The organism is Pseudomonas sp. 10-1B, assembly GCF_000935045.1.
Taxonomy (GTDB): domain Bacteria; phylum Pseudomonadota; class Gammaproteobacteria; order Pseudomonadales; family Pseudomonadaceae; genus Aquipseudomonas.
The window spans coordinates 99,274-121,197 of sequence record NZ_JYKS01000004.1; the positions used below are offsets into that span (position 1 = coordinate 99,274).

The window sequence follows — 21,924 nt, forward strand, 5'->3', positions numbered from 1 at the left end:
AGCCAAAGAGATTGACCCTGCTTTTCACCCACGCCATGCTGCCCTCTCCCCTCCCCCACCGCACGATAGACCATGCTCACCTGGCTGACCCGCGACTCGCTGACCTTCCCGCCACTGGAAAAGGCCCTGCACGACCCCAACGGCCTGCTCGCCGCCGGCGGCGACCTGAGCCCCGAGCGCCTGGTGCAGGCCTATCGCCATGGCTGCTTCCCCTGGTACCAGGACGGCCAGCCGATCCTCTGGTGGTCACCCGACCCGCGCACGGTGCTGTTCCCAGACCAGCTGCACGTATCGCGCTCGCTGGCCAAGCTGATGCGCCAGGGCCGCTACCAGGTCAGCTTCGACACCGACTTCCCCGCCGTGATCGCCGCCTGCGCCGCACCACGTGACTACCAAGGCGGCACCTGGATCACCGACACCATGCGCAACGCCTACTGCGAACTGCACCGGCGCGGCATCGCCCATTCGGTGGAAGTACGCCAGGACGGCGAACTGGTCGGCGGCCTGTACGGCCTGGCCATGGGCCAGTTGTTCTTCGGCGAATCGATGTTCAGCCGCGCCGACAACGCCTCCAAGGTCGGCTTCGTGACCCTGGTCAACCACCTACGCCAGGCCGGGTTCGCCCTCATCGACTGCCAGATGCCGACCAACCACCTGCACAGCCTGGGCGCACGCGCCATCAGCCGCGCCGAATTCGCCGACTACCTGGCGCGCCACCTCGACCAGCCCAACAGCGCCACATGGGTTCCCTAGGCGAGTTCCCATAGCTGGCTTACACTTAAAACAAAGTCTCACCGAGGGGGTTGATCATGACAGAGTTGGCGCGGTTGAAGTTCTATGCCACTCAGCCCCACTCCTGCAGCTACCTGCCCGACGAGCAAGCGACCACGCTGTTCCTCGATCCCAGCCAGCCGATGGACGTGCACGTGTACGCCGATTTATCGGAAATGGGCTTTCGCCGCAGTGGCGACCACCTGTACCGCCCCCACTGCCAGAACTGCAACGCCTGCGTGCCGGCGCGCATCCCGGCGGCGCGCTTCATCCCCAACCGCCAGCAACGGCGCATCCTCAAGCGCAACGCCGACCTGACCGTGACTGCGGCGCGCCCGGCGTTCAAGGAAGAGTACTTCGACCTGTACCGGCGTTATATCGAGACGCGCCACGCCGACGGTGACATGTTCCCGCCCAGCCGCGACCAGTTTTCCACCTTCCTGGTGCGTGACCTGCCGTTCTGCTGGTTCTACGAGTTCCGCCTGGCCGGCCGACTCATGGCGGTGGCGGTGTGCGACCTGCTACCCAACGGCCTGTCGGCGGTGTACACCTTCTACGAGCCGGACGAAGAACGCCGCAGCCTCGGCCGCTTCGCCATCCTCTGGCAGATCACCGAAGCCCTGCGCCAGGACCTGGAGGCGGTTTACCTGGGCTACTGGATCAAGAACTGCAAGAAAATGAACTACAAGACGCAGTACCGGCCCATCGAGTTGCTGATAAACCAGCGCTGGGTCACCCTCAACTGAAAGGCATTGGCTTGACACACAGTTTTCGGGCATAATCCACGCCACTTTTTTGCCCGGTGCGGTTATGCGTCGGGCCAACACTGGATCCGAGGGCTCTACTGCATGTCGAAAGAAGACAGCTTCGAAATGGAAGGTACTGTCGTCGACACCCTGCCCAACACCATGTTCCGCGTGGAGTTGGAAAACGGGCACGTCGTAACCGCGCACATCTCCGGAAAGATGCGCAAGAACTACATCCGCATTCTCACTGGCGACAAGGTCCGCGTCGAACTGACGCCGTACGACCTGAGCAAGGGCCGCATCACTTACCGTGCGCGCTAAGCTCAAGCCATGAAAAAGCCCGGCCATGTGCCGGGCTTTTTTTGCCTGAAACATTGTAGGGGGCTGCTTTGCAGCCCTTCGCGGGCAAGCCCGCTCCTACAAAGGACCGTGCATGCAGCTGCATATGCGATCCATGTAGGAGCGGGCTTGCCCGCGAAGGGCCGCAAGCGGCCCCAAAATCACGCAACCTCAGCCGTGGTCTCGAAGTCGAACACCAGTTCGCCATCGCGCAGGTCGACGTGCACCACGCCACCATGCTCGGCCAGTTCGCCAAACAGGATCTCCTCGGCCAGCGGCCGTTTGATCTTGTCCTGGATCAGCCGCGCCATCGGCCGCGCGCCCATCTGCACGTCGTAGCCCGACGCCGCCAGCCAGCCGCGTGCGGCATCGCTGACTTCCAGCAGCACCCGCTTGTCTTCCAGCTGCGCCTGCAGTTCGATAAGGAACTTGTCGACGATGCTCTTGATCGTCTCGTGGCTCAGGCGGCCGAACTGGATGATGGTGTCCAGGCGGTTGCGGAACTCCGGCGTGAAGCTCTTGCGGATCACCTCCATGGCATCGGACGCGTGGTCCTGATGGGTGAAGCCGATCGATGCCCGCGCCGCGGTTTCCGCCCCGGCGTTGGTGGTCATGATCAGGATCACGTTACGGAAGTCAGCCTTGCGCCCGTTGTTGTCGGTCAGGGTACCGTGGTCCATCACCTGCAGCAGCAGGTTGAAGACTTCCGGGTGAGCCTTCTCGATTTCGTCGAGCAGCAGTACGCAGTGCGGCTGCTTGGTGATCGCTTCGGTCAGCAAACCACCCTGGTCGAAGCCAACATAGCCAGGAGGCGCACCGATCAAGCGCGACACGGTGTGGCGTTCCATGTACTCGGACATGTCGAAACGTACCAGCTCCACACCCAGCGCCTTGGCCAGCTGCCGCGCCGCTTCGGTCTTGCCGACGCCGGTAGGGCCAGCGAACAGGAACGAGCCGACCGGCTTGTCCGGCGACTTGAGGCCGGCACGGGACAGCTTGATGGCAGTGGCCAGCGAATCGATGGCCGCATCCTGACCGAACACGGTCAGTTTCAGGTCGCGTTCCAGGTTGCGCAGCAGTTCCTTGTCGGAACTGGTGACGTGCTTCGGCGGAATCCGCGCGATCTTGGCGACGATGTCCTCGACCTGCGGCACGTCGATGCGCTTGACGCGGTTGGCTTCCGGCTGCAGGCGCTGGTAGGCACCGGCTTCGTCGATCACATCGATGGCCTTGTCCGGCATGTGCCGGTCATTGATGTAGCGTGAGGCCAGTTCGGCGGCGGCGCGCAGGGCTTCGTCGCTGTATTCGATGTTGTGGTGGCTTTCGAAGCGCCCTTTCAGGCCGCGCAGGATGCCCACGGTGTCTTCGACCGACGGTTCGCTGACATCCACCTTCTGGAAGCGCCGCGCCAGGGCACGGTCCTTCTCGAAGATGCCACGGAACTCCTGGAAGGTAGTCGAGCCGATGCACCGGATTTCACCGGACGACAGCAGCGGCTTGAGCAGGTTGGATGCGTCCATCACCCCACCCGACGCCGCACCGGCCCCGATGATGGTGTGGATTTCGTCGATGAACAGGATCGCCTGCGGGCGCTTGCGTAGCTCACCCAGCAGCGCCTTGAAGCGCTTTTCGAAGTCGCCGCGGTACTTGGTACCGGCCAACAGTGCGCCGAGGTCGAGGGAGTACACCACGCTCTGCGCCAGCAGGTCGGGCACCTGGCCATCGACGATGCGCTTGGCCAGGCCTTCGGCGATGGCGGTCTTGCCCACGCCGGCCTCACCCACCAACAGCGGGTTGTTCTTGCGCCGACGAGCAAGGATTTGCGCCACGCGCTCCACTTCCTGCTCGCGACCTACCAGCGGGTCGATACGGCCGGCACGGGCCAGCTCGTTCAGGTTGCTGGCATAGGCGTCCAGCGGGTTGCTCGAAGAGGAGGTTTCGCCACCCTCTTCGTCCTGCATTTCCTGGTCGCTTTCGGAATGTGGACCATGGCCCGGCACCTTGGAAATGCCATGGGCGATGTAGTTGACCACGTCGATGCGGGCCACGCTCTGCTGCTTGAGCAGGAACACGGCCTGGCTTTCCTGCTCACTGAAGATTGCCACCAGCACGTTGGCACCGGTGACTTCGCGCTTGCCGGAGCTTTGCACGTGGAACACGGCACGCTGCAGCACACGCTGGAAGCCCAGGGTCGGCTGGGTTTCGCGGTCTTCGTCGTTGACCGGAATAAGGGGCGTGGTGGAATCGATGAACTCTTGCAGGTCGTGCTTGAGTTTGTCGAGATTGGCGCCACAGGCGCGCAGAACGGTCGCGGCAGCCTCATTGTCAAGGAGTGCCAGCAGCAGATGTTCGACGGTCATGAACTCATGACGCTTCGAACGAGCCTCCTTGAAGGCAAGATTGAGGGTGACTTCGAGCTCGCGGTTTAACATAGCTTCACCTCATACCCAAGTGGTCGGCGATTAACCGTCCTTCTCGATTTCACAGAGTAGCGGATGCTGGCTTTCCCTGGCGTATTGGTTGACCTGCATAGCCTTTGTTTCGGCGATGTCACGGGTAAACAATCCGCACACTGCCCGCCCTTCGGTATGGACGGTCAGCATGATCTTGGTCGCCAGCTCGCGGTTCAGATTGAAGAACGTCTCGAGCACTTCGACGACGAAATCCATTGGCGTGTAGTCATCGTTGAACAAAACCACCTTGTACATCGGTGGCGCCTGCAGGATCGGCTTGGCTTCCTGAACTGCAAGACCTGAGCCGTCGTCCTCATTCGATTGCGGGCGATCCTGATTGAATGTTAGTCGAATCTCACTAGGTGCATGCATGGAAAGAATTTCATCATGAACGTCAGGTTAAGGTTGTGGGTTGACTGCACAGGCCGCCGCCAGCGCAGGCGCCGCGTGACCTTGACTATCGGCAAAACGGTGTTACAACCAATAAGAACCCACCGTGGTCGATAAAGATCCGCGCAGTCAACCAGATTTTTCGCATGGTTCGTATGCGGATGAAGTGGATGATACTCCAGTGATGGAGTCCTTTGCAGAGGGACATAGGGATGGCAAGCGGTAAAGTCAAGTGGTTCAACAATGCCAAGGGCTACGGATTCATCAACGAGGAAGGTAAATCCGATGACCTGTTCGCCCATTACTCGGCCATCCGGATGGACGGATACAAGACCCTCAAGGCTGGCCAGGCCGTGGTGTTCGACATCGTCCAGGGCCCCAAAGGCCTGCACGCGGTGGAAATCAAGGATGCCGCGGCGGCAGCGGCAGAAATTGCCAGAACCCTGGGCGAGCCCCAGAGCGAAACCGTGAAAGCCTGACCCTCCGCTCTGTGCCGGTATACGAAAAAACCGGCCGCTTCTTTAGGAAAGCGGCCGGTTTTCTGTTGTCTTACATATGTTTGATCATTTCATCGCCAAAACCTGAACTGCTCACCAGCGTGGCGCCGTCCATCAGCCGCTCGAAATCGTAGGTCACGGTCTTGGCCGCGATCGCACCGTTGGTGCCCTTGATGATCAGGTCGGCTGCCTCGGTCCAGCCCATGTGCCGCAGCATCATCTCTGCCGAGAGGATCACCGAACCCGGGTTGACCTTGTCCTGCCCGGCGTACTTGGGCGCAGTGCCATGAGTGGCCTCGAACATGGCCACGGTGTCGGACAGGTTGGCGCCCGGCGCGATGCCGATGCCGCCGACTTCCGCCGCCAGCGCGTCGGACAGGTAGTCACCGTTGAGATTGAGGGTGGCGATCACGTCGTACTCGGCCGGGCGCAGCAGGATCTGCTGCAGCATGGCATCGGCGATGGCGTCCTTGACGATGACTTCACGGCCAGTCTTGGGATTCTTGAACTTCATCCACGGGCCGCCATCGAGCAGTTCGGCGCCGAACTCGTCGCGGGCCACCTCGTAGCCCCAATCCTTGAAGGCACCCTCGGTGAATTTCATGATATTGCCCTTGTGCACCAAGGTCAGCGACTCGCGGTCGTTGTCCACCACGTACTGCAGGGCCTTGCGCACCAGGCGCTTGGTACCCTCGCGGGACACTGGCTTGACGCCGATACCGCAGTCCTGGTCGAAGCGGATCTTGGTGACGCCCATTTCCTCCTTGAGGAACTTGATCACCTTGTTCGCCTCGGGCGAACCGGCCTTCCATTCGATCCCGGCATAGATGTCCTCGGAGTTCTCACGGAAGATCACCATGTCCACGTCGCCTGGCTTTTTCACCGGGCTCGGCACGCCCTGGAACCACAACACCGGGCGCAGGCACACGTACAGGTCCAGCTGCTGGCGCAAGGCCACGTTGAGCGAACGGATGCCGCCACCGACCGGGGTAGTCAGCGGCCCCTTGATCGACACCACGTAATCACGCACGGCATCGAGGGTTTCCTGGGGTAGCCAAGTGTCCTGGTCGTACACCTGGGTGGCTTTTTCGCCGGCGTAAACCTCCATCCAGGCAATCTTGCGCTTGCCGCCGTAGGCCTTCTGCACCGCGGCGTCGACCACTTTGATCATCACCGGCGAGACATCGACGCCAATCCCGTCGCCTTCAATGTAGGGAATGATCGGGTTGTCAGGAACATTGAGCGAATGGTCGGCATTGACGGTGATCTTGGTGCCGTCGGTCGGAACCTTGATTTTCTGGTATCCCATGCTTGCACTACTCCGCTGTCGGGTGTGATTGGACATCCTGCAATCCAATGAGCCTAAACCACATCTGCCGACCTGCAAGGTGTGGGAGCGGGCGTGCCCGCGAAGGGCCCAACGCCGATGCTGCGGCATTACGCCACATTGCCGCTACGTCTTTGGTCTTATGAGTGGGTCGATATCACTTCGCCTTGCTGATTAGCCCGAATGGTTTGATATACTCCGCCGCGACCGAAGGGTCATCGGGGCGATCCCTTGGAAAAATGCGGACCGCCCTAGGCCAAGAATGGCCGTAAAGCCTGGCCACTAAAGCCTGGACTGTTACCGCAGCCCAGCACTTGACGCTCGACTGATGCATCCACCATCACCGCTCGCAGCCTCTCGACTTTCCGCTCATGGCATTGCCAGGGCGATGCGCCTACCCTGCGCACCACGAGACTCGAGCACGCTCAGCACACAGAGAGTTAACCCGCATGCCCACCCGTTCCAAGATCATCTATACCTTCACCGACGAAGCCCCCGCCCTCGCCACCTACTCGCTGCTGCCGATCATCGAAGCCTTCACCGCTTCGGCTGACATCGCCGTCGAAACTCGCGACATCTCCCTGGCTGGCCGTATCCTTGCCGCCTTCCCGGAGCAACTGGGCGCAGAGAAGCAAGTAGGCGATCACCTGGCGGAACTGGGCCAGCTGGCTACCACCCCTGAAGCCAACATCATCAAGCTGCCGAACATCAGCGCCTCGGTACCGCAGCTGAAAGCCGCGATCAAGGAACTGCAAGGCAAGGGCTTCAACATCCCTGACTACGCCGACGAGCCGGCCACCGCGGAAGAGAAAGAATCCCGCGCCCGCTACGACCGCATCAAGGGCAGCGCCGTGAACCCGGTACTGCGCGAAGGCAACTCCGACCGCCGCGCGCCGCTGTCGGTCAAGAACTACGCCCGCAAGCACCCGCACAAAATGGGTGCCTGGGCCGCCGACTCCAAGTCGCACGTTGCCCACATGAACCAGGGCGACTTCTACGGCAGCGAGAAAGCCGCACTGATCGAAGCTGACGACAGCCTGCGCATCGAGCTGGTCGGCAAAGACGGCAGCACCACCGTGCTGAAGGAAAAGACCGCGGTCAAGGCCGCCGAAGTCATCGACTGCGCCACCATGAGCCGCAAGGCCCTGAAAGCCTTCATCGCCGAGCAGATCGCCGATGCCAAGGCCTCCGGCGTGCTGCTGTCGGTGCACCTGAAAGCCACCATGATGAAGGTCTCCGACCCGATCATGTTCGGCGTCATCGTCGAAGAATTCTACGGCGACGTACTGGCCAAGCACGCAGCCGCACTCGGCCAGGTGGGCTTCAACGCCAACAACGGCATCGGCGACCTGTACGCCCGCATCAAGGACCTGCCAGCCGACAAGCAGGCCGAGATCGAAGCCGACATCCAGGCCCTGTACGCCCAGCGTCCGGCCCTGGCCATGGTCAACTCCGACAAAGGCATCACCAACCTGCACGTACCGAGCGACGTCATCGTCGACGCTTCGATGCCGGCCATGATCCGTGACTCGGGCAAGATGTGGAACGCCGCCGGCGAACTGCAAGATGCCAAGGCGGTCATCCCGGACCGTTGCTACGCCGGTATCTACCAGGCCACCATCGAAGACTGCAAGGCCAACGGCGCCTTCGACCCGACCACCATGGGCAGCGTGCCGAACGTCGGCCTGATGGCGCAGAAAGCCGAAGAGTACGGCTCCCACGACAAGACCTTCCAGATCAAGGCCGACGGCGTCGTACGTGTGGTCGACAGCAAAGGCCAGGTCGTGCTGGAGCAGAATGTCGAAGCCGGTGACATCTTCCGCATGTGCCAGGTCAAGGACGCACCGATCCAGGACTGGGTCAAGCTGGCCGTCAACCGTGCCCGCCTGAGCAACACCCCGGCAGTGTTCTGGCTGGACCCGGCCCGCGCCCACGACGGCGTGATGATCGAAAAGGTGCAGAAGTACCTGAAGGATCACGACACCACCGGCCTGGACATCCGTATCCTGGCCCCGGTCGACGCCATCAAGTTCTCCCTGGCCCGCATCCGCGAAGGCAAGGACACCATCTCGGTGACCGGCAACGTGCTGCGCGACTACCTGACCGACCTGTTCCCGATCATGGAACTGGGCACCAGCGCCAAGATGCTGTCGATCGTACCGCTGATGAGCGGCGGTGGCCTGTTCGAAACCGGCGCCGGCGGCTCGGCTCCGAAGCACGTACAGCAGCTGGTTGAAGAGAACTTCCTGCGTTGGGACTCGCTGGGTGAATTCCTGGCCCTGGCCGCTTCCCTGGAGCACCTGGGCAACACCTACGACAACCCGCGCGCCAAAGTGCTGGCCAACACCCTGGACCAGGCCACTGGCAAGTTCCTCGACACCAACAAGTCGCCTTCGCGCAAAGTCGGTGGTATCGACAACCGCGGCAGCCACTTCTACCTGACCCTGTACTGGGCCCAGGCCCTGGCTGCCCAGACCGACGACGCCGCCCTGCAGGCACGCTTCGCGCCACTGGCCAAGACCCTGACCGAGAACGAGGAGACCATCGTCGCCGAGCTCAACGCCGTTCAGGGCAAGCCGGCCGACATCGGTGGCTACTACGCCCCGGATGCCGAGCTGACCGCCAAGGTGATGCGTCCAAGCCAGACCCTGAACAGCGCCATCGCTGCCCTGTAAGGTTCGCTTGAAGTAACAGCACAAACCCCGGCCACGCACCGGGGTTTGTGCTTTCTGGGAAATGGGGCCGCCCTGCGGCCCTTCGCGGGCAAGCCCGCTCCCACAGGGGGGTGCTGTCATCGAAACCTGCACAGCACTTGTGGGAGCGGGCTTGCCCGCGAAGGGCTGCAAAGCAGCCCCAACCATCCAAAAGGACACAGGAATGACCTGGCAACCCCACATCACCGTCGCCACCATCGTCGAACACGACGGCAAATTCCTCTTCGTCGAGGAATTCAAGGCCAACCAGCACGTGTTCAACCAACCCGCCGGCCATCTCGAGCCGAACGAAACCCTGCCCCAGGCCGCCCTGCGCGAAACCCTTGAGGAAACCGCCTGGGAAGTCGAGCTGACCGGCGTGGTCGGCATCTACCTGTACACCGCCCCCAGCAACGGCGTGACCTACCAGCGCATCTGCTTCGCTGCCCGCCCGGTTCGCCACCACGCCGACCTGGCCCTGGACAGTGACATCGTGCGCGCCGTATGGCTGTCCCGCGACGAACTGCTGGCCGACCCGGCCCGCTGGCGCAGCGAACTGGTGCCACGTTGCCTCGACGACTACCTCAAAGGCCCGTTGCACAGCCTCGACTTGCTGCGCGACTGACGCAACGCCGCGGGTTTGATAGAATCGGCGTTTTTCCCCCTTGATACACACCGGTAACCATGACCAGCCCAGCACTCAAAGACCCCGCCAAGACCCGCGTCATCGTCGGCATGTCCGGCGGCGTGGACTCTTCCGTCTCCGCCCTTCTGCTCATGGAGCAGGGCTACCAGGTGGAAGGGCTGTTCATGAAGAACTGGGAAGAAGACGACGGCACCGAATACTGCACCGCCCGTGAAGACCTGGCCGATGCCCAGGCCGTGTGCGACCGCATCGGCATCAAGCTGCACACCGCCAACTTCGCCGCCGAATACTGGGACAACGTGTTCGAGCACTTCCTTGAAGAATACAAGGCCGGCCGCACGCCCAACCCGGACATCCTCTGCAACCGTGAAATCAAGTTCAAGGCGTTCCTCGACTACGCCCTGTCGCTGGGCGCCGACCTGATCGCCACCGGCCACTACGTGCGCCGCCGCGACAGCGGTGAGCTCACCGAACTGCTCAAGGGCCTGGACCCGAACAAGGACCAGAGTTACTTCCTGCACGCCGTTGGCGGCAAGGAAATTGCCCGCACCCTGTTCCCGGTCGGCGAGCTGGAAAAGCCCGAAGTACGCGCCATCGCCGAAAAACACGGCCTGGCCACCGCCAAGAAGAAGGACTCCACCGGCATCTGCTTCATCGGTGAACGCCGCTTCAGCGACTTCCTCAAGCAATACCTTCCGGCCCAGCCAGGCGACATCGAAACCACCGAAGGTGAAGTGATCGGCCGCCACCACGGCCTGATGTACCACACCATCGGCCAGCGCCAGGGCCTGGGCATCGGCGGCCTGAAAGACGCCGGTGACGAGCCGTGGTACGTACTGCACAAGGACCTCGCGCGCAACGTGCTGGTGGTCGGCCAGGGCAACGAACACCCATGGCTGTTCTCCCGCGCCCTGCTCGCCTCGGAAATCTTCTGGGTCAACCCGATCGACCTCGGCACCCCGCGCCAGCTCACCGCCAAGGTGCGCTACCGCCAGAGCGACCAGCAGTGCACCCTTGAGCGCACTGCAAACGGTTATCGCGCAGTGTTCGATGAGCCGCAGCGCGCTGTCACGCCTGGCCAGTCGGTGGTGTTCTACGACGGAGAGGTGTGCCTGGGCGGCGGCGTGATCGAAGCCGCCGAGCCATGGAGCCCGCGCGCATGAGCAACCTGCAGGAGCAGCTGATTGCGTTGGGTGGTGTGTTCCAGGCCGCCGTGCTGGTCGACCGCATCGCCCGCACCGGCCAGGCCAGTGAGGCCAATATCGGCTGCATGCTCGGCAGCCTGCTGGTGCGTGACCCGAAGGACACGCTGGAGGTGTTCGGCGGTGACGACCTGAACCTGCGCGACGGTTACCGCGCGCTCGCCGGCGCCCTGGAGCGTGATCCCAGCAGCCTGCAGCGCGAGCCGCTGCGCTATGCCCTGTCGATGCTGGGCCTGGAGCGCCAGTTGAACAAGCGTGGCGACCTGCTCGACACCATCGGCAACCGCCTGCCGCAAATCCAGTCCCAGGCCGAACATTTCGGCCTGGTTCATGAAAACGTCATCGCTTCCAGTGGAGCCTTGTACCAGGACACCCTCAGCACCTTGCGCCAGCGTATCCAGGTGCATGGCGACATGCGCTTCTTGCAGCAGGCCAACAACGCCTCGAAGATCCGCGCCCTGCTGCTGGCCGGCATCCGCGCCGCGCGCCTGTGGCGCCAGCTGGGCGGGCATCGCTGGCAACTGGTGTTCAGCCGGCGCAAGCTGCTCAACGAACTGTACGACATGATGCGTTCGCCTTCCTGAAAAGGGCTTGGCTGCTCCGGCCTCATCGCCGGCAAGCCAGCTCCCACAGGACTTGCACTCTGCTCAAGGCCGGCGCAGTACCTGTGGGAGCTGGCTTGCCGGCGATAGGGTCAGAACAAGCAATGCACAATGTCGCACCTGATGTATGGCCCGACCTTTGGTCAGCCACCCGACTCGGGCGCATTTTTCATGTATGATATGCGCCCTTCCAAAAGCCTGACTGTCCGAGAACACCCCATGCAGCTCTCTTCGCTCACTGCGGTTTCCCCTGTAGACGGCCGTTACGCCGGCAAAACCCAGGCCTTGCGCCCCATTTTCAGCGAATTCGGCCTGATCCGTTTCCGCGCCCTGGTCGAAGTGCGCTGGCTGCAGCGCCTGGCCGCCCACCCGCAGATCGGCGAAGTGCCGGCGTTCTCCGCCGAAGCCAACGCCCTGCTGGACAACCTGGCCACCGATTTCAAGCTGGAGCACGCCGAGCGCGTCAAGGAAATCGAGCGCACCACCAACCACGACGTCAAGGCGATCGAATACCTCCTCAAGGAGCAGGCCGCCAAGCTGCCTGAGCTGGCCAAGGTCAGCGAGTTCATCCACTTCGCCTGCACCAGCGAGGACATCAACAACCTGTCCCACGCCCTGATGCTGCGCGCTGGTCGTGACGAAGTGCTGCTGCCACTGATGCGCCAGATCGCCGACGCCATCCGCGCCCTGGCTCACACCCACGCCGACGTGCCGATGCTGTCGCGCACCCACGGCCAGCCGGCCTCGCCGACCACCCTGGGCAAAGAGCTGGCCAACGTCGTGTACCGCCTGGAGCGCCAGATCGCCCAGGTCGCCGCCGTGCCGCTGCTGGGCAAGATCAACGGTGCCGTAGGCAACTACAACGCCCACCTGTCGGCCTACTCGCAGATCGACTGGGAGCAGAACGCCCGCGCCTTCATCGAAGACGAGTTGGGCCTGCAGTTCAACCCGTACACCACCCAGATCGAGCCGCACGACTACATCGCCGAGCTGTTCGACGCCATCGCCCGCTTCAACACCATCCTGATCGACTTCGACCGTGACGTGTGGGGCTACATCTCGCTGGGCTACTTCAAGCAAAAGACCGTCGCCGGCGAAATCGGCTCGTCGACCATGCCGCACAAGGTCAACCCGATCGACTTCGAAAACTCCGAAGGCAACCTGGGTATCGCCAACGCGCTGTTCCAGCACCTGGCCAGCAAGCTGCCGATCTCGCGCTGGCAGCGTGACCTGACCGACTCCACCGTGCTGCGCAACCTGGGCGTGGGCTTCGCCCACAGCGTCATCGCCTATGAAGCCAGCCTGAAAGGCATCGGCAAGCTGGAAGTCAACGAAGCCCGCATCGCCGCCGACCTGGACGCCTGCTGGGAAGTCCTGGCCGAGCCGATCCAGACCGTGATGCGCCGCTTCAACATCGAAAACCCCTACGAGAAGCTCAAAGAGCTGACCCGTGGCAAGGGCATCACCCCGGAAGCGCTGTTGACCTTCATCGACGGCCTGGACATGCCAGCCGAAGCCAAGGCCGAGCTCAAGCAGCTGACCCCTGCCACCTACATCGGCAACGCGGCAGCCCAGGCCAAACGCATCTAAGCTGAGCGTCGCGTTCAACGCCCGGCCTGGCCGGGCGTTTTTATTCCCGTACGAAAATTACGTTTTTTCAATAGGTTGAACATGAATCCTGATACTCCACTGCAGCTGCTCGGCGGCATCTCGGCCCGCGAATTCATGCGCGACTACTGGCAGAAGAAGCCGCTGCTGGTGCGCCAGGCCTTCCCGGACTTCATCAGCCCGATCGAACCCGATGAACTGGCTGGCCTGGCCCTGGAAGACGAAGTCGAGTCGCGCATCGTGCTCGAGCACGGCGCCCACCCGTGGGAGCTGCGCCGCGGCCCGTTCAACGAAGACACCTTCGCCGAGTTGCCGGAACAGGACTGGACCCTGCTGGTGCAGGCGGTGGACCAGTACGTGCCGGAAGTAGCCGAACTGCTGGAAAACTTCCGCTTCCTGCCCAGCTGGCGCATCGATGACGTGATGATCAGCTTCGCCGCCCCCGGTGGCAGCGTCGGCCCCCACTTCGACAACTACGACGTGTTCCTGCTGCAGGGCCATGGCCAGCGCAACTGGAAAATCGGCCAGATGTGCGGCAGCGACAGCCCGCTGCTGGAGCACGCCGACCTGCGCATCCTGGCTGAGTTCGAGCAGAGCGACGAGTGGACCCTGGAGCCCGGCGACATGCTCTACCTGCCTCCACGCCTGGCCCACTACGGCGTGGCCGTGGACGACTGCCTGACCTACTCGATCGGTTTCCGCGCACCAAGCGCTGCCGAAGTGCTGACCCACTTCACCGACTTCCTCGGCCAGTTCCTGCCGGACGAAGAGCGCTACAGCGACGCCGACGCCCAGCCGGTCAGCGACCCGCACCAGATCCAGCACGACGCCCTCGACCGCCTCAAGGCCCTGCTCGACAAGCACATGGGCGACAAGGACCTGCTGCTGACCTGGTTCGGCCAGTTCATGACCGAACCGCGCTACCCCGAGCAGATCGTCGGCGAAGAGCTGTCCGAAGAAGAGCTGATCGAGGCCCTGGAACAAGGCGCCATCCTGATCCGCAACCCGAGCGCGCGCCTGGCCTGGTCGGAGTTCGAAGACGACCTGCTGCTGTTCGCCAGCGGCCGCAGCTGCCCGCTGCCCGGCAAACTGCGCGAGCTGCTGAAGCTGGTCTGCGCAGCCGACGCCCTGCACATCGACAACCTCGGCGAATGGCTGCAGGATGAAGATGGCCTTATGCTGGTACAGCAGCTGGTGAAACAAGGAAGCCTGGGATTCGCCAATGAATAAGATTCGTGTGCGCCTCGCCGACTGGCACAAGGACAACGCCGACATCCGCCGTATCCGTGAAGCGGTGTTCATCGCCGAACAGCACGTGCCGCCGGAGCTGGAATGGGACTCGGACGATCCGACCGCCGTGCACTTCCTGGCCCTGGAAGGCGACTATCCGATCGGCACCGCCCGCCTGCTGCCCGATGGCACCATCGGCCGGGTTTCGGTACTGAAGGACTGGCGCGGGCTGAAGGTGGGTGACGCACTGATGAATGCGGTGATCGTCGAAGCGCAGAACCGTGACCTGAAGCAGCAGATGCTCAGTGCCCAGGTACACGCCACGCCGTTCTACGAGCGGCTGGGCTTCCGCGTGGTCAGCGACGAATTCCTCGAAGCCGGCATCCCGCACGTGGACATGGTGCGCGACTCGCGCGCCTGATACCTGCACCGGCCTCTTCGCGGGCAAGCCCGCTCCTACAGGGACCCCACAGACTCTAAAAACTGTGGTGTACCTGTGGGAGCGGGTTTACCCGCGAAAGGGCCGGCACAGGCTCAAGACACTTCCCCTGACAAAAACCTGTACATCCATCCAGATAAAACTTGCCTCCGCGCCCCTGCTTGCGCATCCTAGTGCCCATCACCCCCGATGAAGCGTTCCCGGCCATGCGCCTGTTCCTCTGCGAAAAACCCTCCCAGGCAAAAGACATTGCCAAAGTGCTCGGCGCCAACCGCAAGGGCGATGGCTGCTGGCAAGGCACCGACGTCTGCGTGACCTGGTGTATCGGCCACCTGCTGGAAACCGCCCCGCCCGACAGCTACGACGACCGCTACAAACGCTGGAACCTGGCTGACCTGCCGATCATCCCGGAAAAGTGGAAGATGCTGGTCAAACCCAAGACCGCCAGCCAGTTCAAGGCGGTCAAGCGTCTGCTCAGCGAAGCGCGGGAACTGGTGATCGCCACCGACGCCGATCGCGAAGGCGAAATGATTGCCCGCGAACTGGTCGAACATTGCCGCTACCGTGGCCCGGTGCAGCGCCTGTGGCTGTCGGCGCTGGACGACGCCTCCATCCGCAAGGCCTTGGCGCGCCTGCTGCCGGGCCACGAAACCTTCAACCTGTACCACTCGGCGCTGGGCCGTTCCCGCGCCGACTGGCTGATCGGCATGAACATGAGCCGGCTGTTCACCCTGCTGGGCCGGCAATCCGGCTACCAGGGCGTGCTGCCCGTGGGCCGGGTGCAAACGCCCACCTTGCGCCTGGTGGTCGACCGCGACCGCAGCATCGCCGACTTCGTGCCGGTGCCGTTCTGGGCCATCGACGTGCAGCTGGAACACGCCGACCAACGCTTCAATGCCCAGTGGCGAGCGCCCGAGGACGCCTGCGACGACCAGGGCCGCTGCCTGAACCAGGCCCTGGCGCAACAGGCCGCCGCCGACATGAGTAGTGCCGGCACGGCCCGGGCCGTCAAGGTGGCCACCGAGCGTGTGCGTGAAGCCGCGCCCCTGCCCTTCGACCTGGGTACCCTGCAGGAGCTGTGCTCGAAAAAGTTCGGCCTCGGCGCCCAGGAAACCCTCGACATCGCCCAGGCCCTGTACGAGACCCACAAGCTGATCACCTACCCACGCAGCGACTGCGGCTATCTGCCCCAGAGCCAGCACGCCGAGGCGCCAGCCATCCTCGCCGCCCTGCAGCGGGCCGATGCCAGCCTGGCGCCGCTGCAGCCCTACCTGGAGCCGCAGCGCCGCTCACGGGCGTGGAACGATGGCAAGGTCAGCGCCCACCACGGCATCATCCCCACCGCCGCAGCCAGCGACCCGTCGCGTCTGCCGGCCAAGCACAAGGCGGTGTATACCCTGATCCGCGCCCGCTACCTGGCGCAGTTCCTGCCCAATCACGAGTACGACCGCACCCAGGCCGACTTCGACTGCGCGGGCCATGCCCTGCGCGCGGTGGGCAAGCAGATCGTCGAACCGGGCTGGCGCCGCGCGCTACCCGAGGCGCTGACCCCAACCAAGGGCCGTGAGGCACCACCCGCCCAGGTACTGCCTGTGCTGCGCGAAGGCCAGGACTGCAACGTGCAGGGCCTGCAGCTGAAAGACCTATGGACCCAGCCGCCCAAGCCGTTTACCGAAGGCGACCTGATCAAGGCGATGAAGAACGTTGCCAAGCTGGTGGACGACCCACGGCTGAAACAGAAGCTCAAGGAAACCACCGGTATCGGCACCGAAGCCACCCGCGCCAGCATCATCCAGGGCCTGCTCGATCGCGGTTATCTAGTGAAGAACGGCAAGGCCTTGTCGGCCACGCCAGCGGCCTTCAGCCTGATCGACGCCGTACCGCGCGCCATTGCCGACCCGGGCACCACGGCCATCTGGGAGCAAGCGCTGGATATGGTGCAGAGCGGCGAGATGAGCCTGGAAGAGTTCGTCGCCCGGCAGTCGGCGTGGATGGGCAAGCTGGTGGAGCGTTGCCAGGGAATGCGCATGACCATCAGCGGGCCGGCGGCCGGGGCGGCACCACCGTGGAAAAAGAAGCGCCGGGGTAGCGGGAAAAGCAAAGCGACCGGGGGCAAAGCAGCGGCTGGCAAGCCAAGGCAGCCGCGGAAAAAAGCGGCAACCTGAATTTTTTGCAGTGTCAGTACCGGCCTCTTCGCGGGCTCGCCCGCTCCCACCTCAACCGCATAGGCCTCAAGCCCTGTGCAGTACCTGTGGGAGCGGGCGAGCCCGCGAAGAGGCCAGTACAGCCACTGCAAACCACCCCGTCATGTACCGCTTTTCAACCGGCTGAACGCCCGGGTGAGCTCGCGGTTGAATGCCTTGCCATTGTCATTCTTGCTATACAACCGCGCCCTTACCTCAGCCGGTGGGTAGGTCCCCGGTGCATTGCGAATATTCGCATCCACCAGGTCATCAGCCGCGGTGATCGCATTGGCGTAGTGAATGGTATCGGTAATCGGCGCGATCACTTCCGGGCGCATCAGGTAATCCATCAGCTTCCAGGCCGCCTCGGGATGCGGCGCATCCTTGGGCACCACCAGCGCATCCAGCCAAATCAACGTGCCTTCCTGCGGAATGCTGTAATCCAGCACGAACGCCTTGCCCGCCTGCTGCGCCTGCCCTTGGGCGATAGCCACATTGCCGTTCCACGACATCGCCACGCAGGTTTCGCCATTGGCCAGGTCGTTGATGTTGCGATCGTTGTCGAAGTAACGAATGTACGGGCGGACCTTGCGCAACTGTGCTTCTGCCGCCTTCAGGTCTTCAAGGCGCTGCTGGTTGATGTCCAGGCCCATGTAGCGCATCACCGCGGCGAACACCTCATTGGGGTCGTTGAGCAGGCTTACCCCGCAGTCGGCGAATTTCGCCACCACTTGCGGGTCGAACAGCATCGCCCAGCTGCCCAGCGGTGCGTCGGCCATGCGCATGGTCACGGCCTGCTGCTGGTAACCCACGCCGGTGGTGCCCCAGGCATAGGTCCCGGCGTAGCGGTTGCCTGGGTCGAACACGGCCATGTGCTGGAGAAACTCCTCGCCGATGCCCGCCAGGTGCGGCAACTTGGCTTTGTCCAGCGGCTGCAAGGCGCCGCTGGCGATCGCCCGGCTCAGGTGCTGGCCGGCACTGAGCACCACGTCGTACCCGCTACCCCCGGTCAGCAGCTTGGTCTCGGCGGTTTCCAGCGAGTCGAAATGGTCTGCGACCACGCGGATGCCGGTTTCCTTCTCGAAATTGCGCAGGGTATCCGGGGCGAGGTATTCGCCCCAGATATACAGATTGACGCTGGGCTGTTGTGCGTCGGCAGCCAGGGCCACCGATGCCGTGCAGCCCAGGGCGGCCGCAGCCGCCAACGTGACCAATTGTTTCATCAGCGGCGGCCTCCGGCGTATTGCGGCATGGTGATACAGGCGACGTTGCCGCCACCGAGCAGGATTTCGCGGGAGTTGTCGATGCCAATGATGCGGTGGTCGGGGAACAACTCGGCAAGGGTCGCCTGGGCGACGCTGTCGTTGCGGTCACCGAACAACGGCAAGACGATAGCCGAGTTGCCGGCGTAGTAGTTGATGTACGACGCGCAGATGCGGGTCCCGGCCTCACGCAGGTGAGTCCCTTCGACCTGGTCCAGCCCTGCCGCCTCCTCGGCAGTCCACTGCAATACGTCGGGCTGGGGCAGTTTGTGTACCTTCAGCTCTCGGCCGCGGGCATCGCGGGTGCTGCGCAGGATGTCGTAGGCCTCCTGGTAGATCTCCCACTGCGGGTCATCGCGGTTATCGGTCCACTGCAGCACCACTTCGCCCGGGCGCACGAAGCACGCCAGGTCGTCGACATGGCCATCGGTCTCGTCGAACTTGCAGCCACGGGGCAACCAGATCACCTGGTCCGCGCCCAGATAATCCTCCAGGCGGCGGGTGACCTCGGCTTTGCCCAGGTGCGCATTGCGATTACGGTTGAGCAGGCACTGCTCGGTGGTCAGCAGGCTGCCCTGGCCGTCACTCTGAATGCCGCCAAGCTCGGCGATCAATGGGGCGCGATAACGGTCCAGGCCTTCGATTTCGAGAATTTTCTGGGCGATCTGGTCGTCCTTGTCCCACGGATAGTAGAGGCCGCCGTCGAGCCCACCGTAGGCGTTGAACTCGAAGTCGACCCCGCGCACCTCGCCACTGCTGTCGTTGACCACGAAGCAAGCACCGCTGTCGCGAAACCAGGTGTCGTTGCAGGTCATTTCCACCACTCGCACCTGCGGCGGCAGCAGGCGCCGGGCGTTGGCGTACTGGGCAGCAGAGGCACAGACCGTGACAGGCTCACTGGACGCGATTGCGCTGACGATATCGACCCAGACTTTCTGCGCAGGCTTGGCGCCATTGCGCCATACGTCCGGGCGCTCGGGCCAACCGAGCCAGCATCCCGTCTTGCGCTCGAATTCGCCAGGCAAGCGGAAACCATCGGCCTTGGGGGTGGTGGTGAGCGAACGTGCCATGGGTCAACCTCGTGTCGGTGAGTGATGACTGCACGCTACGCCGCCCCGCTCTGGGCATCCAACGATGAAAACTCAGCGATAACTGAATTTAATTCAACTATCACCCAGCTGTTCGATGAACCAGTCGATGAATTCGGCCACCGGCGCCCTCTCCAGGCGCAGCCGCTCGCACACCAGCGCGTACTGCCCCTGAGCCGTCACGCTGGCACTGAACGGGCGCACCAGCCGGCCGCTCTGCAAGTCAGCCTGGCAGGTCAGGTTGTCCCCCATCGCGATGCCCTGCCCCAGCAACGCAGCCTCCAGGGCCAGGGCGGCGTGAGGGAAATACAACTGGCGGGTGGGCAAGGCGTCTTCGGCGTGGGTGGCCAACCAGGTGGTCCAGGTGCGGCCATCCTGGTCATCATGCAGCAGGCAGTGGCGCACCAGGTCGCGCGGGCGCTTGAGGCCGCCCTGGTTGAACAACCCCGGGCTGCACACCGGGAAGAACTGCAGCAGCGGCAAGGGCCGGACGAAGTGGGTGCTGGCGTCGAGGGCGCTGGTGCCGTAGGTGATGGCCAGGTCGACATCCAGTGCCGGAGCGCCGGCATCGATCGGCTGATCGTGCAGGTGCAAGGTGATGTGCGGGTAACGGCTGCTGAAGTCAGCCAGGCGCGTCACCAGCCATTTCTGTGCCAATTCAGCGGTCACCGCCACCCGCAACACCGCCTGGGAGGCAGGGTCACGCAGTTCGTCGCAGGCCTTGCCGATCAGTTCGAAGGCCTGTTGCAGGTGATGCAGCAGGCGCTCAGCTTCGGCACTGGGGCGTACCTGACGGCCAACACGCTCGAACAGGGCAACGCCGAGCTGGTCTTCGAGTTGGCGGATCTGGTGACTGACAGCGCTGTCGGTGACACACAGTTCGGCGGCGGCGCGACCGAAGTGGCCGTGGCGGGCGGCGCATTCGAAGGTGCGCAAGGCAGTCAATGAAGGCAGGCGGCGCATGGTGTTTTCCTGATAGGGCCTTGTGTCGCGGAAGGGCCGCAAAGCGGCGTCCGATCATATATCCAACCACGGTGGAAAAACGAACAGGTTGGCACCATGAAAATACGATGCTAGATTTTCATGAAAATAATCACAATAAATTTCACGAGGCCCATGCATGTTCAAGCAATCCGCTCAGCACGTCGCCAGCTACTATGCCCAGACCTACCCCGCCAGCATCCCTCTGCGCCCTACCCTGCAAGGCCCCCACGACACCGATGTGCTGATCATCGGCGCCGGTTTCAGCGGCCTGCACACCGCCCTGCGCCTGACCCAGGCCGGCAAGCGCGTGACGCTGCTGGAAGCCAGCCGCGTGGCCTGGGCCGCGTCCGGTCGCAACGGTGGCCAGGCGCTACTGGGCTGGTCCTGCGATATGCCGCCGCTGGAAAAGGCCCTGGGCATCGAACGCACCCGGCGGCTGTGGGCCAGCATGTGCTGGGCCGCCGACGAAATGCGCGAACTGCCCGAGCGCCATGGCTTCGACATCGATTACCGGCTGGGCAGCCTGTGGACCGCCGTGCTGCCGCGCCGGGTGAAGATGCTCGAAGAAGCCCTGCACGACGCCGAGCACAAATGGGGCTACGACGCCCTGCGCCTGATCGGTCGCGACGAGCTGCCGCAATGGATCGACAGCCCGCGCTACCAAGCCGCGCTGTACGACGCCAAAGGTGCTCACCTCAACCCGCTGAAGCTGGCCCAGGGCCTGGCCAGCACCATCGAGGCCGCTGGCGGGCGCATCTACGAGCAGAGCCAGGTGCTCGACTACCAGCAGGCCGGCAGCGGCTACGTCGCCCGTACCGAACAAGGCGAAGTACGCTGCGACGTGTTGGTGCTGGCCTGCAACGCCTATATCGACCGCCTCGACCGCGGCCTGGCGCGCCGCCTCCTGCCGGTTGGTTCCTACCAGGTGGCCACGGCACCGCTGGACGCCGACCTCGCCCGCTCACTGCTGCCGCGCAACAGCTGCGTGATCGACAACCAGTTCGTCCCCGACTACTTCCGCCTGACCCCGGACCACCGCCTGCTGTTCGGCGGCGGCTGCACCTACCTGGGCGGTATTCCCAAGGATGTCGCCAGCGCCACCCGCCCCTACCTGGAACGGGTGTTCCCGCAACTGGCCGGGGTGGCCATCGATTATGCCTGGGGCGGCCATATCGACTGCAGCATCCAGCGCACCCCGGACGTCGGCCGCGCGGACCAACGCTACTGGCTGCAGGGTTTCTCCGGCCACGGCGTGCTGCCGACCCTGGCAGCGGCACGGGCAGTCAGCGACGCCATCCTTGGCGATGACGACCTGCTGACGCTGTACCAAGGCATCGACAACGGCCGCTTCCCCGGCGGGGACCTACTGGCGGCACCGCTGGAAGCCGCCGCCAAGGCCTGGTACCGGATGCGGGACCGCGTCTGAAGGGCATTTGTGTTGTCTGTGCGGGCCTCTTCGCGGGT

The 21,924-nt window shown here is 63.5% G+C and carries 19 protein-coding genes; 13 read left to right on the top strand and 6 right to left on the bottom strand.

Features of this window, described 5'->3' with window-relative positions; translation table 11 throughout:
• Nucleotides 1–72: 72 nt before the first annotated feature.
• The 3 genes from aat to infA all read left to right on the top strand — a co-directional run bounded on the left by aat (nt 73) and on the right by infA (nt 1,838).
• Nucleotides 73–753: a leucyl/phenylalanyl-tRNA--protein transferase gene (gene aat, locus TZ03_RS02415; protein WP_051095567.1), complete on the top strand. Its 681-nt coding sequence runs from the start codon at nt 73–75 to the stop codon at nt 751–753.
• 56 nt (nt 754–809) lie between these two features.
• A complete protein-coding gene (locus TZ03_RS02420) occupies nt 810–1,517 on the top strand; it encodes an arginyltransferase (RefSeq protein ID WP_051095568.1) in 708 nt (235 codons plus the stop codon).
• A 102-nt stretch (nt 1,518–1,619) separates the two neighbouring features.
• Nucleotides 1,620–1,838, top strand: a complete 219-nt coding sequence (gene infA / locus TZ03_RS02425) for a translation initiation factor IF-1 (RefSeq protein ID WP_002553999.1) — start codon at nt 1,620–1,622, stop codon at nt 1,836–1,838.
• A 179-nt stretch (nt 1,839–2,017) separates the two neighbouring features.
• Here the strand turns inward: infA and clpA are convergent, their stop codons facing one another.
• Nucleotides 2,018–4,288, bottom strand: coding sequence for an ATP-dependent Clp protease ATP-binding subunit ClpA (gene clpA, locus TZ03_RS02430; RefSeq protein WP_051095569.1), 2,271 nt, complete (start codon nt 4,286–4,288; stop codon nt 2,018–2,020).
• 30 nt (nt 4,289–4,318) lie between these two features.
• The gene (gene clpS / locus TZ03_RS02435) at nt 4,319–4,681 is read right to left on the bottom strand and encodes an ATP-dependent Clp protease adapter ClpS (RefSeq protein ID WP_013973290.1); all 363 of its coding nucleotides are present in this window, start codon (nt 4,679–4,681) and stop codon (nt 4,319–4,321) included.
• A gap of 230 nt (nt 4,682–4,911) precedes the next feature.
• On the opposite strand from clpS, the gene cspD reads away from it, so the two are divergent.
• On the top strand, nt 4,912–5,178 hold the full coding sequence (cspD, locus tag TZ03_RS02440; protein ID WP_051095570.1) for a cold shock domain-containing protein CspD: 267 nt from the start codon (nt 4,912–4,914) through the stop codon (nt 5,176–5,178).
• 70 nt (nt 5,179–5,248) lie between these two features.
• Here the strand turns inward: cspD and icd are convergent, their stop codons facing one another.
• A complete protein-coding gene (icd, locus tag TZ03_RS02445; protein WP_051095571.1) occupies nt 5,249–6,505 on the bottom strand; it encodes an NADP-dependent isocitrate dehydrogenase in 1,257 nt (418 codons plus the stop codon).
• 467 nt (nt 6,506–6,972) lie between these two features.
• On the opposite strand from icd, the gene TZ03_RS02450 reads away from it, so the two are divergent.
• The 8 genes from TZ03_RS02450 (at nt 6,973) to TZ03_RS02485 (ending at nt 17,108) form a co-directional block, all read left to right on the top strand.
• A complete protein-coding gene (locus TZ03_RS02450; protein ID WP_051095572.1) occupies nt 6,973–9,198 on the top strand; it encodes an NADP-dependent isocitrate dehydrogenase in 2,226 nt (741 codons plus the stop codon).
• Nucleotides 9,199–9,400: 202 nt separating this feature from the next.
• The gene (locus tag TZ03_RS02455; RefSeq protein ID WP_051095573.1) at nt 9,401–9,841 is read left to right on the top strand and encodes an NUDIX hydrolase; all 441 of its coding nucleotides are present in this window, start codon (nt 9,401–9,403) and stop codon (nt 9,839–9,841) included.
• A gap of 59 nt (nt 9,842–9,900) precedes the next feature.
• Nucleotides 9,901–11,025: a tRNA 2-thiouridine(34) synthase MnmA gene (gene mnmA, locus TZ03_RS02460; RefSeq protein ID WP_051095574.1), complete on the top strand. Its 1,125-nt coding sequence runs from the start codon at nt 9,901–9,903 to the stop codon at nt 11,023–11,025.
• A complete protein-coding gene (gene hflD / locus TZ03_RS02465) occupies nt 11,022–11,648 on the top strand; it encodes a high frequency lysogenization protein HflD (protein ID WP_051095575.1) in 627 nt (208 codons plus the stop codon). Before mnmA ends, hflD begins: the two co-directional genes overlap by 4 nt.
• A gap of 237 nt (nt 11,649–11,885) precedes the next feature.
• Nucleotides 11,886–13,256: an adenylosuccinate lyase gene (gene purB / locus TZ03_RS02470; RefSeq protein WP_051095784.1), complete on the top strand. Its 1,371-nt coding sequence runs from the start codon at nt 11,886–11,888 to the stop codon at nt 13,254–13,256.
• An 81-nt stretch (nt 13,257–13,337) separates the two neighbouring features.
• Nucleotides 13,338–14,504: a cupin domain-containing protein gene (locus TZ03_RS02475; RefSeq protein ID WP_051095576.1), complete on the top strand. Its 1,167-nt coding sequence runs from the start codon at nt 13,338–13,340 to the stop codon at nt 14,502–14,504.
• On the top strand, nt 14,497–14,925 hold the full coding sequence (locus tag TZ03_RS02480) for a GNAT family N-acetyltransferase (protein WP_051095577.1): 429 nt from the start codon (nt 14,497–14,499) through the stop codon (nt 14,923–14,925). The genes TZ03_RS02475 and TZ03_RS02480 overlap by 8 nt, the downstream gene beginning before the upstream one ends.
• Nucleotides 14,926–15,149: 224 nt before the next feature.
• Nucleotides 15,150–17,108, top strand: coding sequence for a DNA topoisomerase III (locus TZ03_RS02485; protein ID WP_051095785.1), 1,959 nt, complete (start codon nt 15,150–15,152; stop codon nt 17,106–17,108).
• 140 nt (nt 17,109–17,248) lie between these two features.
• Here TZ03_RS02485 and TZ03_RS02490 read toward each other — a convergent pair whose 3' ends face one another.
• From TZ03_RS02490 to TZ03_RS02500, 3 genes are all read right to left on the bottom strand, one after another.
• Nucleotides 17,249–18,349 (bottom strand): extracellular solute-binding protein, encoded by a 1,101-nt coding sequence (locus TZ03_RS02490; RefSeq protein ID WP_236692758.1) that lies wholly within the window; start codon nt 18,347–18,349, stop codon nt 17,249–17,251.
• Nucleotides 18,349–19,458: an agmatine deiminase gene (gene aguA / locus TZ03_RS02495; protein WP_051095578.1), complete on the bottom strand. Its 1,110-nt coding sequence runs from the start codon at nt 19,456–19,458 to the stop codon at nt 18,349–18,351. The genes TZ03_RS02490 and aguA overlap by 1 nt, the downstream gene beginning before the upstream one ends.
• Nucleotides 19,459–19,551: 93 nt before the next feature.
• Nucleotides 19,552–20,439, bottom strand: a complete 888-nt coding sequence (locus tag TZ03_RS02500; RefSeq protein WP_051095579.1) for a LysR substrate-binding domain-containing protein — start codon at nt 20,437–20,439, stop codon at nt 19,552–19,554.
• Between the two features lie 157 nt (nt 20,440–20,596).
• Between TZ03_RS02500 and TZ03_RS02505 the strand changes: the two genes are divergently transcribed.
• Nucleotides 20,597–21,886, top strand: a complete 1,290-nt coding sequence (locus TZ03_RS02505) for an NAD(P)/FAD-dependent oxidoreductase (RefSeq protein WP_051095580.1) — start codon at nt 20,597–20,599, stop codon at nt 21,884–21,886.
• The last annotated feature ends 38 nt before the right edge of the window (nt 21,887–21,924 follow it).

What these genes read in the sequence shown, in the direction of transcription:
- aat (WP_051095567.1), top strand. Translation starts at nt 73, where the DNA reads ATGCTCACCTGGCTGACCCGCGACTCGCTGACCTTCCCGCCACTGGAA.
- TZ03_RS02420 (WP_051095568.1), top strand. Translation starts at nt 810, where the DNA reads ATGACAGAGTTGGCGCGGTTGAAGTTCTATGCCACTCAGCCCCACTCC.
- infA (WP_002553999.1), top strand. Translation starts at nt 1,620, where the DNA reads ATGTCGAAAGAAGACAGCTTCGAAATGGAAGGTACTGTCGTCGACACC.
- clpA (WP_051095569.1), bottom strand. Translation starts at nt 4,288, where the DNA reads ATGTTAAACCGCGAGCTCGAAGTCACCCTCAATCTTGCCTTCAAGGAG.
- clpS (WP_013973290.1), bottom strand. Translation starts at nt 4,681, where the DNA reads ATGCATGCACCTAGTGAGATTCGACTAACATTCAATCAGGATCGCCCG.
- cspD (WP_051095570.1), top strand. Translation starts at nt 4,912, where the DNA reads ATGGCAAGCGGTAAAGTCAAGTGGTTCAACAATGCCAAGGGCTACGGA.
- icd (WP_051095571.1), bottom strand. Translation starts at nt 6,505, where the DNA reads ATGGGATACCAGAAAATCAAGGTTCCGACCGACGGCACCAAGATCACC.
- TZ03_RS02450 (WP_051095572.1), top strand. Translation starts at nt 6,973, where the DNA reads ATGCCCACCCGTTCCAAGATCATCTATACCTTCACCGACGAAGCCCCC.
- TZ03_RS02455 (WP_051095573.1), top strand. Translation starts at nt 9,401, where the DNA reads ATGACCTGGCAACCCCACATCACCGTCGCCACCATCGTCGAACACGAC.
- mnmA (WP_051095574.1), top strand. Translation starts at nt 9,901, where the DNA reads ATGACCAGCCCAGCACTCAAAGACCCCGCCAAGACCCGCGTCATCGTC.
- hflD (WP_051095575.1), top strand. Translation starts at nt 11,022, where the DNA reads ATGAGCAACCTGCAGGAGCAGCTGATTGCGTTGGGTGGTGTGTTCCAG.
- purB (WP_051095784.1), top strand. Translation starts at nt 11,886, where the DNA reads ATGCAGCTCTCTTCGCTCACTGCGGTTTCCCCTGTAGACGGCCGTTAC.
- TZ03_RS02475 (WP_051095576.1), top strand. Translation starts at nt 13,338, where the DNA reads ATGAATCCTGATACTCCACTGCAGCTGCTCGGCGGCATCTCGGCCCGC.
- TZ03_RS02480 (WP_051095577.1), top strand. Translation starts at nt 14,497, where the DNA reads ATGAATAAGATTCGTGTGCGCCTCGCCGACTGGCACAAGGACAACGCC.
- TZ03_RS02485 (WP_051095785.1), top strand. Translation starts at nt 15,150, where the DNA reads ATGCGCCTGTTCCTCTGCGAAAAACCCTCCCAGGCAAAAGACATTGCC.
- TZ03_RS02490 (WP_236692758.1), bottom strand. Translation starts at nt 18,349, where the DNA reads ATGAAACAATTGGTCACGTTGGCGGCTGCGGCCGCCCTGGGCTGCACG.
- aguA (WP_051095578.1), bottom strand. Translation starts at nt 19,458, where the DNA reads ATGGCACGTTCGCTCACCACCACCCCCAAGGCCGATGGTTTCCGCTTG.
- TZ03_RS02500 (WP_051095579.1), bottom strand. Translation starts at nt 20,439, where the DNA reads ATGCGCCGCCTGCCTTCATTGACTGCCTTGCGCACCTTCGAATGCGCC.
- TZ03_RS02505 (WP_051095580.1), top strand. Translation starts at nt 20,597, where the DNA reads ATGTTCAAGCAATCCGCTCAGCACGTCGCCAGCTACTATGCCCAGACC.